Below are 12,644 nucleotides of genomic sequence, written 5' to 3' on the forward strand. Positions count from 1 at the left end.
GACGGCCCGCACCTCAAAGGTGCCGGCCGTCGTCATGGTTTGYCTCTCCCGGGCCTTACTGCTGCGCCGCGTCGAGGGTGACCTCGACTTCCTGGCTCTGGCCACCACGCTGGATGGTGACCTTGACCTTGGCGCCTGCAGGCTGCTCCCGCACCGCTGCAGTCAACTGGTTGGGATCGCTGACAGCGTAGTCACCGAACTTCGTGACGACGTCCCCAACCTTGATGCCGGCCTTTGCTGCGGCAGAACCGGAGGTCACCGAGGCAACCTCCGCGCCCACGCTGAACCCTGAGTCGCTGCTGGTCGCAGACTTCGCCCGGACCGAAACGCCGAACTGGCCGTGGCTGGCCTTTCCGGAATCGATGATTTCCTGGGCCACGCGCTTGGCATGGTTGATAGGGATGCTGAAGCCCACGCCGATGTTGCCGCTCGACGAATCGGACGTGCCGCTGCCGGCGGATGCAATGGCGACGTTGACGCCGATGATCTCGCCCTTGCTGTTCACCAACGCGCCGCCCGAGTTGCCCGGGTTGATCGCAGCATCCGTCTGGATCACGTTGATGGCAATGGAACCTTCGTTGGCGGTGGACTGACCCTGCTGGCCGTTCGGCGGCGCAAACTGGAAGCCCTGGTCGCCGCCCTGCGAATTGTCGGTGCCCTCCTTCGGCGCTGCCGAAGAAGCCACGCTGATGGTGCGGTTGAGGGTGGAGACAATACCGTCCGTCACCGTACCGGTCAGGCCCAAGGGCGAACCGATTGCGACGGCGGTGTCCCCCACGTTGATCTTCGACGAGTCACCCAGGGTGGCAGGAACCAAACCCGAGGCGTCGCTGACCTTGATGACGGCGAGGTCGGACAACGGATCCGTTCCGACAACGGTTGCCTTCAGGACCTTGCCGTCGCTGGTACGGACCTCGATGGCGGCGTTGGACGTAGCGCCATCCAATGTCACGACGTGGGTGTTGGTGAGGATATGGCCCTGATCGTCCAGGATGACTCCGGATCCGGTTCCGCCTTCATTTCCGCTGGTGGCCTTGATGGTGACCACGCTGGGTGAAGCCTTGGCGGCCGCGGCGGTGATCACGTTGACATCATCCTTGTTGTTCACGATGACGGTGCTGGACTGGCCACCCGTGGACGCTGCCGGCGCGGGGTTGTCCCACAACGCGTTGCTGCCCGCGACAACTCCACCGCCAATGAGGCCCGCTGCGAGCATGCTCGCCACAAGTGTTCCCACTCCGAACGCGGGCTTGCGTTTGGTGGTTACGGTCGCGTGATGGACTCCCTGAGCGTGCTGGCCCTGGGGGTGCTGGCCCTGGGTGCTCTGGAACTGTGGGCCGGGGTTGTTGCCGCCCGGGTTTGCTCCGCCACCGTAGAAGGGCTGGTGCTGCGGGTAGTTGGGGCGCTGCGCCGGATCCTGATGCTGTGGAGTGCCGTAGTAGGGCTGCTGGTTCTGCGGCTGGCCTTGCTGCTGACCATGGCCCTGCTGCTGGCCCTGCTGCTGGTCCTGGGCCTGCGGCTGGAACGCCGGCAGGGGCGTCGTGGCCTGGGACGCGCCATCCGCGCCCTGGTTTTGCCCTGAAGTCCAGGCAGGTTGCTGCTGGGCGCCATCGTTGTGCCCGCTGGCATCATTGTGCTGGCCCGACGTTGCATGGGGCTGTGATGGCTCTCGACCTTCCGGTCCGTTGCCCTGCGCTGGGTTCTCCGTCATGGGTCTTCCTTTCGTCCTCGTCTTCAACAACTATGTACCCAATAACTGGAACAAAAGGGGACGTTCGCTGGGAGCTTCCTGAAAGGCTAAGGTCTGCGCTTGCGGGGCCGCCTAGATGCCTCTCAACGAGGCAACAATCCATGTTTCTCCTATATTTCGCTGGTGGCATATTCACCCCTGTGGACGGGCCATGGGGTGCACCATAGAATCAAGAGGAATTGCCACAGCGACCTGCGGCTTTACACCATGCGTGGGGGCGCTGAGCATTCTGTGACGATTGGTACGCCTTGTTCCAGTCGCAGACGTGCTGAAGGGTTGCACATGCGGTCAATATTTAAACGCGTACTCGCTGTCATTGGCGTGGCTGGATTGTTGGCCCTACCGGCCGGCGCGGCTTGGGCGGAGAGCCCGGTGACGCTTGATCCCACCACCAAGATCGTGGATTCCGCGGGAGTACTGGGTGGTGACAAGGCGAAGGTCGAAGAAGCCATCCAGAAACTTGGCAAGGATCACGCCATGACGCTGCACGCGGTCTTCGTCAAGAAGTTCGAGAATCCCACCGATCGCGTGCAATGGACCCAGGATGTGGCCGAGAAGGCGCAGCTGGGTCCCAATGCTCTGGTTCTCGCTGTTGCTACCGACACGCGGCAGTACCAGCTGAGCAAGCCCAGCAACAGCAAAATCACTAACGCCCAACGGGACACAATCACCAGCAAGGCAATTGACCCCCAGCTGCGCGCTGGCAACTACGCCCAAGCAGTCATCGACGCTGCCGCAGCCATTGGCGACGCAGCAGGCGGCGGCAGTGGAACCGTCCCCAATGGGAGTGCCGGTGTTGGAGTCCTCGTCGGGGTGGGTGTCGTGGCGGCCGGTGGTGCCGGTACATACCTTTACCTTCGTAACCGACGCAAAAAGGGCGGCACCAAAGCCGTCAGCGCCAGCTACGGACCGCAAGGCGAACAGCTTGACCCGCTCGCGGGCCTCAGTATCCCGGAACTGCGTCAGAAGAGCGGCTCGCTGCTGATCGAAGCAGACGACGCCATCCGCTCCAGCGAACAGGAGCTGGGCTTTGCGCAGGCGCAGTACGGTGACACCGCGATTGGCAACTTCACCAAGGCCCTGGAAGAGGCCAAGGGCCACATGACGGAGTCCTTCAAGCTTCAGCAGCAACTGGACGACCATATCCCGGACACTGAAGAACAGCAGCGCAGCTGGCTCGGCGAGATCATCCGTCGTTCCGAAGCAGCCCTGGCGTCGTTGCGTGACCAGAAGGCTGACTTCGACTCCCTGCGCGAACTGGAAAAAAACGCGCCGCAGGCCTTGGCAGCAGTGACGGCCGGGGCGAAGGAAGCGGACGCCAAGATCGCCAACGCCGAGCAGTCCCTTGACGGTCTCAGGGCCAAGTACGCAGAATCCGCGTTGACCCAGGTCTCCGACAACATTTTGCAGGCTAAGGAACGCCTGGCGTTCGTCCAGAACGCAGCAACCACGGCACAGGAGAAGCTGACAGCTGGCGAGAGCAGCATGGCAGCAGTTGCCGTTCGCGCTGCTGAGGAAAGCCTTCACCAGACCAACATCCTGATCGAGGCCATCTCCAAGACCGCCGGCAGCCTGGATGAAGCACGCGCCTCCCTCGATGGTGCCGTAGCCGAGACCAGCCAGGACCTCGCCCAAGCCCGGGCGATGATCCAATCGGGTGCCCATCCTGAACTCGCGGGCCCGGTGGCCGGAGTGGAAGCTGCCCTGACGCAGGTGAAGACCGAAATCCAAGGCGGCAAGATCGATCCCATTGCCACCCTCAGCCGTGTTGAGTCGGCCCACCAGGCCTTGGACCAGTCCTTGTCCGGGATCCGTGATCAGCAGGAGCAGGCCCGCCGCGCGCAGGCCTCACTGCAGCAAACCATCATGGCTGCACAGGCCCAGATCAGTGCGACCTCGGACTACATCACGGCTCGCCGTGGTGGCGTTGGTACCGAAGCCAGGACACGGCTGGCCGAAGCCCAGCGCAATCTCGACTACGCCCTGTCCATCTCCCGCAATGACCCGGTGACCGCACTGACCTACGCTCAGCAGGCCCACTCGCTGGCGGCACAGGCCGCCCAGCTCGCACAATCCGATGTCGACCAGTTCGGCTACGCCGACCAAGGCTATGGCCGCGGCGGCATGTTTGGCGGCGGAGGCGGTGGCGGGGGCCTTGGCGGCGCAATCCTAGGTGGAATCCTCATCAACTCCATCCTGAATGGCGGCGGAGGTGGCTGGGGCGGCGGCCACAACAGCGGCGGCGGTGACGGCGGCTTCTTTGGCGGCGGCGGTGACTCCGGTGGAGGCTTCGACGGCGGCGGCTGGGGTGGCGACGGCGGCGGCGGTGGCGACTTCTAGACCTAGAGACTAAGTGGGGTCCGTGCCCCGCATAGAAGCGGTACAACAACTGATCACTGAATTCAGTGGGCATCACTGAGCAGGACGAAAGGCAACACCATGGTTAAGCAGTCCATTTTCGGTCGGATCTCGCAGCTGGCAAAGGCCAACATCAACGCCTTGCTTGACCAGGCAGAAGACCCGCAGAAAATGCTGGACCAGATGGTCCGCGACTACACAAACAACATTGCCGAAGCCGAGTCCGCCGTGGCACAGACCATCGGCAACCTCCGGATGCTGCAGGCGGACTACAACGAGGACATCAAGAACGCACAGGACTGGGGCAACAAAGCCTTGGCCGCGTCCCGGAAAGCCGACGGGTACCGCGCGGCCGGCGACACCGTGGATGCCCAGAAGTTCGACAACCTGGCCAAGGTGGCCATCCAGCGCCAAATGACCGCAGAGTCGGAGGCAAAGGCGGCCGAACCGAGCATCGCGTCCCAGACCGAGGTCGTGGACAAGCTCAAGACCGGTCTTGACCAGATGAAGAACAAGCTCAACCAGCTCACCGCCAAGCGCAATGAGCTGGTGGCACGTTCCAAGACGGCTGCCGCGCAGTCCCAGGTACACGATGCCCTCAAGAGCATCGACATCATGGATCCCACGAGCGAGGTTGGCCGCTTCGAGGAAAAGATCCGCCGGGAAGAGGCCAAGGTCCTCGGCCAGCAGGAGCTTGCCAGCTCCAGTCTCGACGCACAATTCAACCAGCTTGAGGACCTTGGTGAGCAGACGGAGATCGAAGCCCGTCTTGCTGCACTGAAGTCCGGCGGCTCCAAGCCGGCAATCGGTGCCGGAGCCCCTGCATCCGCCGAGGCGACGGTCGACGAAGCTGACTTCGACAAACTCTAGGCCGAACGGGAGGGTACCCCCTTCCACGCGTTGCTGACAGCCAAGTGGGCAGGATCCCGAGGGATCCTGCCCACTTCGTTTTAAGCGCTGGCCGCCTGCCCTTCGGTGGATGACGGCGTTTCTTGCCCCGGGCTGGCATCTGTTGCAACCTCGGCGCGAATTTCGAATCCCTTCGGATGGAAATAGGTCACTGTGCACTCCAGGACCTCTCCATGGGGTCCAAGCGTGGTCCTTTCGAGCCTGGGCACCATCGCGAACCCACGCACGTTCAGAGCGTCTGCAAGGTGCTCAGGGGGTGCATGCATGGTCACGGTGATCTCGGCGCGATGGAGGGGCTTCAGCGTTCTGTCCTGGATGACCTGGTAGATGGAATTCCGCTCGGCGTCAGCCAAGCTGATGTGCCGCCCAATATGTGAGGGAATGAAGATCTCCGCAATTGCGTACGGCCACCCAGCACTCGAGTAGGAACGTCGGATTACCAAAACCAGGTTGTCATCGGAAACCAATTTCGCTGGAACACTGCGGTCCTTTTCCATCCATTTGTATTCGATGAGGCCCTTGACGGTCTTCATGCCGGCAGCGGTAAAGGTTTCCATGAAGGGTGCCAGTCGATTGAGCATCTTCACCGGGCGCTGGGCCATCACGAAAGTGCCCTTCCCCTGCCGACGGACCAGCAGCCCCTTGGACACCAGCGTTTCGATTGCCTTCCGGACAGTCGTTCGGCTGATCCCATATTCGTCCATGAGGGCCTCTTCGGTGGGAATGCGCGATCCCGGTTCCAGACGGCTCACTTGGTCCGTCAGGACGTCAGCCACCTGCTGGTACACCGCTACAGGGCTGTCCCTCTGAAGTGTTTTGTGCTCGGGGCCTGAGTTGACGTCACCATTGACCATAGGCTGTCCCATCGAAGAATTTTTCCTGCCTCAGCAAATCCGGATTCGATGCTAGCACCCACGTCGTCAACGACATCTTTCAGCGCCCTGGGTTAAACAAAAGATCCGGACCAGTTTCACTGATCCGGATCTTTTCTCCAGTTGCGGGGACAGGATTTGAACCTGTGACCTCTGGGTTATGAGCCCAGCGAGCTACCGAACTGCTCCACCCCGCGTCGCAAGAACAACTCTACCCCACGGTTCAGGGTGTCTCTGACCATAGGCCATCAAAGGTGCCGCAGATCACGCTGCAGTCTTGGTCCACATGAGCGACGGTCGCGCCCAAACACGCGGGACGTGAGCAAGGGTTGCGCCCAAACACGCGGGACGTGAACGAGGGTTGGGGGCAAACACGCGGGACGTGAGCAAGGGTCGCGCCCAAACAGCCGGGACGTGAGTAAGGGTTGGGAGCAAACACGCGGGACTTGAGCAAGGTCGCGCCCAAACAGCCGGAACGTGAGCAAGGGTTGGGAGCAAACACGCGGAACGTGAGCAAGGGTTGGGAGCAAACACGCGGGACGTGAGCAAGGGTTGGGAGCAAAACAAAAGGTCCGGATCAGCTATTACTGATCCGGACCTTTTCTCCAGTTGCGGGGACAGGATTTGAACCTGTGACCTCTGGGTTATGAGCCCAGCGAGCTACCGAACTGCTCCACCCCGCGTCGCAAGAACAACATTACCGTCCGCTGAATGGCAGACCAAATCCTGGCGACGTGATGTGCATCTCCCCCGCCCCACGGATGGTCGGCACGTGCAAAAAAGGCCGGCACCCGCTCCATAAGGAGCGGGTGCCGGCCTTCAATCGACGCGCGGCCTTAGCTGCTCGGCGATGGTGACGGCGTCGCGCTTGGAGTAGCTGACGGCGTCGACGTTGTCCCCAGTCGGGCTTCAGCGTCCATGGCCTTCTTCAAGGCTTCTGACAGCTTGTTCTGCTGTTCGCCGTAACCGGCAAAGTCACCCTTGGCAAGGGCTCCTTGACCGTCCTGGATGGCCTTGTTGGCCGCCTCCAAGGCTGCCTTGAGGTCAGCCTTGGCATCCGTAGGTCCGGCTGGCGGGGTAGTTGTTCCCGGGGGCGTGGTGGGCGTCTGGCCATTATTGGCCGAGTCGCCCGCCGTTGCTCCGGAGTTGCCGCCGAACAGCTGGTCCAGGGCCGCGTCAAGCGTCGGCGCAAAACCGATCTTGTCGCCGAAGGCAACCAGAACACGCTGCAGTGTCGGGTAGGACGTCTCACCCGTGGATTTCAGGTAGACAGGCTGGACATACAGCAGGCCGCCACCGACGGGCAAGGTGAGCAGGTTGCCGTTCAGAACGTCGGACGCACCTTGGCGCAGGAGGTTCAACGCCTGTGACACTGTGGGGTCCGAGTTGAACTTGTTCTGTGCCTGTCCCGGACCAGGAACCTGTGTGTCGGTTGGCAGTTGCAGGAGCCGCAGCTTGCCGTAGCTGTCTGCCTTGACGCCCTTGACATTGCCGGCGTCGGAATCTGCCGCAAGGAAGCCGTACAGAATGTTCCTGGCGTTTCCGTTCACGGTTTGCGGGATGAACGACGAGGTCAGCTGGAACGCAGGCTTCTCCTGGTCAGGCATCTGCAGGGACATGTAGAACGGCGGCTGCTTTACTGCCTCGGAAACGGTGGGATCGTTCGGAACGCTCCACGCGTCGTTGTTCTGGTAGAAGTTGTCAGGATCCGTCACGTGGTAGCGGCCCAGGAGTTCACGCTGGACCTTGAAGAGATCCTCCGGGTAGCGGACGTGGCTCATGAGGTCGCCGGACATCTCCGAGTACGGCTTGATGGTGGTCGGGAAAACCTTCTGCCATGCCTTCAGGATGGGGTCCTGGTCGTCCCAGGCGTAGAGGTTTACCGAACCGTCGTAGGCATCAACGGTGGCCTTGACCGAGTTCCTGATGTAGTTCACGGAGCTGTTCGGCAGGGCAACGGTCCGACCGGCGCTGGTCTGCGAGTCAGCCGTGGCGTTCTGCAGCTGCTGCGGCTGCGAATACGGGAAGTACTGGCTGGTGGTGTAGCCGTCGACAATCCACTTCACGCGGCCGTCAACCACTGCCGGGTAGGCATTGCCATCCACCGTCAGGTAGGGAGCAAGTTTCTCCACCCGTTCGCGGGGATTGCGGTCGTAGAGAATCTGCGATTCAGCGTTGACGCCGTCCGAGAGCAACAGGTCCGAAGACTGGAACTTGATGGAGTAGAGGATCCGGTTGAGCCAGTTGCCCACGTTCGGGCCACCATTGCCATTGAAGGTGTACTGCGTCTCTCCCCCGCCTTCGCGGCTCGCCGGACGGTCCTGCTCGCGGTTCGGAGCGCCATCCGGGGCACCAACAATCGAGTACTCGGGCGAGTTCTCACCGAAGTAGATCCGGGGCTCGTAGGTAGTGTCGTTGCCCAGGACACCGTTGGACGGAATGCCGGACTGCAGGAACTCGGGCTTGCCGTCAGCGGTGAACTTGTTGCCCTTTGCAGCCACCACGCCATAGCCGTGCGTGTACACGATGTGCCTGTTGACCCAGGTCTGCTGGTTCGCGCTCAGGCCGTCGGGATTCAGTTCACGGACTGCAATCACCGTGTCCTGGACCTTGCCGTCCACCATGTAGCGGTCGACGTTCAAGGTCTGCGGGAACTGGTAGTAGGGGCGGAACTGCTCAAGCTGGGCAAAGGCCGATGAGATGAGGTTCGGGTCAAGGAGCCGGATGTTGGCTGCGGTCTGCGCGTCCGCGGCCAATGCACCGGCTGTCGCCGTCGTCGTGGCGTTGTAGGCAGAGACATCAATCTTGTCCAGGCCGTAGGCAGACCGCGTCATGTTGATGTTGCGGTCGATGAATTCCCGCTCAAGGGTGTTCTCCGAGGGGCGGACCTGGAACTGCTGGATAACCCAAGGATAGACGCCGCCGGCGAGGATCGCCGTGATTACCAGCATCGCGGTACCAATGACCGGCAAGCGCCATCGGCCGATCACCGCAGCAATAATGAACAGGATGGCTACCAAAGCCGCGGCAACTGCGAGGATCGCCTTCGTGGGCACCACGGCATTGACGTCCGTGTATAAGGCGCCGGCCCAGCGGCCGGAGTTGCTCTGGACGGTGGTGTACCTGTCCAGCCAGAAGTTGACGCCCAGCAGGATCAGGAAGAGCGCGCCCGTCACCGCAATGTGGATCTGCGCTGCACGGCTGGTGAAGATGCCCCGCTCCATGAGGCGGATGCTGCCATAGAGATAGTGGGTGAGGATGCCGGCGATGCCGGCCACCACGGTAATACTGATGAGGAACCCGGTGACGAAACCCAGGAACGGCAACGACATCAGGTAAAAGCTGATGTCGAGGTTGAACAGGGGGTCTGTTTGGCCGAAGGGCTCCTGGTTGAAGAACAACAAGGCTTTTTGCCATTGGCTGGCTGCCGCGCTTCCGGCAAAGAGTCCGAAGAGAATAGGCAGGCCGATCATGACCACCCGACGGACAGGCTCGAGCTGCGCCTGGTAGCGGTTGAGGTTATCCCGGGACTCCGCATCAGGAGCGTAGACGGGGCGTGAACGGTACGCGATCCTGATGGCAAAGAAGACCGCTGCGAACATCATGGCGAAACCGACCAGGAACGTGATGATCCTGGCAAGATTTTCCCGAAGATAAACTTCGAAGAAACCAAGCTGCTGGTACCAGAGGACGTCAGTCCACACATTGGCGAAGAAAATGAACCCGACGACGGCCACGGCCACGACAATGAGCGTCGGAGTCAGGGCACCTCGTCTCAGCGGTGATCTTCCGGGCGGGTTGGAGCTGGCGGGACGGGACAAACTCTGTACCTCATTGGTGTCAGTGAACAGTCGGTGTGCGAGTACTTGACATTCTCTGCCGCTGGGATATGGCGGAGGCCGTCATATATGCCACGAGTGGCGGTGGAGCTAAGTTCCACCGCCAGTCTAGTTGTTTGTGCAGGTGGGAAGGCCCGCCGTGTCCTGTCCGGACCCGAGTCGCTCCACGGCAGCGGTCGCGTCGGCCAACGTCTCCACTTTGACGACCTGAAGTCCATCCGGGACATGCCCCACGACGTCGGAACAATTCGCCGCCGGGGCCAGGAACATAGTGGCTCCGTGCTGGCGGGCACCGATCATCTTCTGCGCAATGCCGCCAATCGCGCCCACGTTGCCGTCGGCGGTGATGGTGCCTGTGCCGGCGATGTGTTTGCCCCCGGTCAGGTCACCCGGTGTCAGGTTGTCCACGATCCCCAAAGCGAACATCATTCCCGCACTGGGACCTCCAACGTTGTCCAGCGAAATGCTGACATCAAAAGGAAAGGTGAAATCGCTCGACAACAGCACCCCGAGGACATACCGGTCAGCCTGGTTCCTGGTGGGGGTAACTGTTTCGGTGACGAGGGCGCCGTTCCGCTCCACCCCGACGGCGACCGGAGCACCCGCGCCCGCGGCAAGTTCGGCCTGCACTACGGCCATCGAGGTGATGGCCTTCCCGTTGATGGTCTTCAGGCGGTCACCTTCCTTGATCTTGCCGGCGGACGGCGAGGGGTCCGATAAGCCGGCAACATCCAGCCGCTGCTCAAAGGGGATATCCAGCTGCCGCAACGCTGCGGCCACTGCATTCTCCTGAGATGTCTCCATGTCGATTTCGCCCTGCTGGACCGTCTGCTCTGCAGTGGTGCCCTTGGGATAAATGAGTTCCTCGGGGTAGATCGCCTTGGAACTGTCGAGCCAGGCACGGAAGACATCGAAAATAGTGGCGGGAGTCTTGGGACCGCCGGTCATGACCACGGTAGTGAGGTCAAGGTTCCCTTTGGCCGGGAAGGCCTCGTGGCCGGAAATGCTGATGACCGGCTTGTCACCGTCCTTGCCCAGAGTATTGAACGTCGGGCCGGCCGACTCAATGACGTACGGGACCGGCAACGCGGCCGCCCCGATGCCGAGGCCCAAAGCCAGCAGCCCTGAAATCACCATGATCATGTAGCGGCCGTTACCCGGAGGTGCGGGAGGCACCGTGGAGGGATCGGCGTCGGACTTTTGACGCGGATCCTGGCTCTGGCGCGAGGTAAAGGAGCCCTCGGGGCTGGGTGAAGTAAGCATTGAGGCCTCTCTTTTTCCGGCATGGCGTGACCGGTTCCTATGGCTTGCTCCCGCCGCAGGCGGCGGCAGCACATACCAAACATCAACACTACGCGGTACGGCGCAGCTGTACTGCTTTGCCTACAGCGAACGACGCCGCGTCCGGGCAGACAGCTTTCCGGCCGCGCGGTACGGTGAAAGAGATCACCAGCCAGTTCGACGATCGGCGGCACCATGACTTCCAACCCAAACAACCCGTCCAACGACGACGAGACTCCCAAGGATCCCCTGGCAGAAATGCTGCAGAACCTTATGGGCGGACAGGGCATGGGCAACATCGATCCCGCTGAACTGGCCAAGGCTGCGGGCCTGCCCAACGATCCCCAGCTGCTCCAGCAAATGTTCGCCCAGGTCCAGGCCATGATGAGTTCCACCTCCGAGGGCCCCGTGAATTGGCAGCTTGCGCATGAGAACGCCCGCCGGGTGGCCGCCTCCAGCAGCGATCCATCGGTCACTGCCCAACAAGCCAGGGAAGTCGACGAAGCCCTGAGGCTCGCCGAATTATGGCTCGACCCCGTCACTGACCTGTCCGCCACAGGATTGATCGGACGCGGCTGGTCGCGCGCTGAATGGGTGGAAGCGACGCTTGGGACCTGGAAGCGGCTGACCGAACCGGTAGCGAACAGCGTTGCCAACGCTTTGTCCAATGCACTCACCCAACAAATGCCCGAGGAAATGAAGTCCATGATGGGCGGAGCCTCCTCCATGCTGCAGAACATGGGCGGAGCGATCTTCGGCATGCAGTTGGGCCAGGCAATCGGTGCCCTGTCCGCGGAAGTTGTCAGTTCCACTGATATCGGTGTCCCATTGGCGGACCTGGAAATGGCACTCCTGCCGGCGAACGTCGCCAAGTTCGGCGAAGGGCTCAGCCTGCCGGAGAACGACGTCCGTTTGTTCCTGGCCGTCCGTGAAGCAGCGCACGCCAGGTTGTTCGTGCAGGTTCCGTGGCTGCGTGGCCACTTGCTCGGTGCCATCGAGGCCTACGCCCGCGGCATCCACATCGACATGTCCCGCATTGAAGACCTGGCCCGGGATCTCGATCCCAGCAACCCTGAAGGCATCCAGGCGGCTCTGTCCCAGGGCGTCTTCACTCCGGAACGCACCCCCGTGCAGACTGCCGCCTTGGAAAAGCTTGAGACTGCCCTCGCTCTTGTCGAGGGTTGGGTGGACGAACTTACCGCTGAGGCCACCGACAAGGTCCTGCCCTCCGCGACCGCCCTGCGTGAGACCGTCCGACGCCGGCGCGCCACCGGTGGACCGGCAGAACATGCCTTCTCTTCACTGGTCGGCTTGGAGCTGCGTCCTCGACGCCTCAGGGAGGCTGCCACCTTGTGGGCCACCCTCAAAGAAGAGCGCGGCATCGCTGGACGCGATGCCATCTGGCACCATCCGGACCTGCTGCCCACCGGCGCCGACCTGGACGATCCCAAGGGCTTCTCCGAGCGCAGGCGCCTCGCCGAGGCAAGCGACAGTGAAGTGGACGACGCCCTTCAGAAACTGTTGGACGGCGGCTACGAAGCAGGCGACGACGCTGGTGAAACCGAATCTTCCGACACCCCGGCCGACGAGCCTGACTCCGACGGCAACGATCCCCAGCCGCCGGTTAAATAACCG

Annotated in this window: 7 protein-coding genes and 2 tRNA genes; 3 read left to right on the forward strand and 6 right to left on the reverse strand. The window is 62.1% G+C overall.

What is annotated here, in order from left to right; all coding sequences use genetic code 11:
* Positions 1-55: 55 nt before the first annotated feature.
* Complete coding sequence (locus AB4Y81_RS07480; protein ID WP_026266955.1) at positions 56-1,711, reverse strand: S1C family serine protease; 1,656 nt, start codon at positions 1,709-1,711, stop codon at positions 56-58.
* 321 nt (positions 1,712-2,032) lie between these two features.
* On the opposite strand from AB4Y81_RS07480, the gene AB4Y81_RS07485 reads away from it, so the two are divergent.
* Both AB4Y81_RS07485 and AB4Y81_RS07490 read left to right on the forward strand, forming a co-directional pair.
* Positions 2,033-4,090 (forward strand): TPM domain-containing protein, encoded by a 2,058-nt coding sequence (locus tag AB4Y81_RS07485; protein WP_179128290.1) that lies wholly within the window; start codon positions 2,033-2,035, stop codon positions 4,088-4,090.
* A gap of 99 nt (positions 4,091-4,189) precedes the next feature.
* Positions 4,190-4,978: a PspA/IM30 family protein gene (locus tag AB4Y81_RS07490; protein WP_441995610.1), complete on the forward strand. Its 789-nt coding sequence runs from the start codon at positions 4,190-4,192 to the stop codon at positions 4,976-4,978.
* An 80-nt stretch (positions 4,979-5,058) separates the two neighbouring features.
* On the opposite strand, the gene AB4Y81_RS07495 is transcribed toward AB4Y81_RS07490, so the two are convergent.
* The 5 genes from AB4Y81_RS07495 to AB4Y81_RS07515 all read right to left on the reverse strand — a co-directional run bounded on the left by AB4Y81_RS07495 (position 5,059) and on the right by AB4Y81_RS07515 (position 10,991).
* Complete coding sequence (locus AB4Y81_RS07495) at positions 5,059-5,883, reverse strand: GntR family transcriptional regulator (protein WP_110503897.1); 825 nt, start codon at positions 5,881-5,883, stop codon at positions 5,059-5,061.
* Positions 5,884-6,012: 129 nt separating this feature from the next.
* A tRNA-Met gene (locus AB4Y81_RS07500) sits at positions 6,013-6,086 on the reverse strand.
* Positions 6,087-6,498: 412 nt separating this feature from the next.
* Positions 6,499-6,572 (reverse strand) — tRNA-Met (locus AB4Y81_RS07505).
* Positions 6,573-6,725: 153 nt separating this feature from the next.
* Positions 6,726-9,710: a UPF0182 family membrane protein gene (locus AB4Y81_RS07510; RefSeq protein WP_026266956.1), complete on the reverse strand. Its 2,985-nt coding sequence runs from the start codon at positions 9,708-9,710 to the stop codon at positions 6,726-6,728.
* A gap of 126 nt (positions 9,711-9,836) precedes the next feature.
* Complete coding sequence (locus AB4Y81_RS07515; RefSeq protein WP_018776488.1) at positions 9,837-10,991, reverse strand: YlbL family protein; 1,155 nt, start codon at positions 10,989-10,991, stop codon at positions 9,837-9,839.
* 213 nt (positions 10,992-11,204) lie between these two features.
* On the opposite strand from AB4Y81_RS07515, the gene AB4Y81_RS07520 reads away from it, so the two are divergent.
* Positions 11,205-12,641, forward strand: a complete 1,437-nt coding sequence (locus AB4Y81_RS07520; protein ID WP_018776489.1) for a zinc-dependent metalloprotease — start codon at positions 11,205-11,207, stop codon at positions 12,639-12,641.
* Positions 12,642-12,644: the final 3 nt, after the last annotated feature.

The sequence above is a fragment of the Paenarthrobacter sp. TAF1 genome (assembly GCF_052113825.1).
In the GTDB taxonomy this organism is placed as follows: Bacteria; Actinomycetota; Actinomycetes; order Actinomycetales; family Micrococcaceae; genus Arthrobacter; species Arthrobacter nicotinovorans.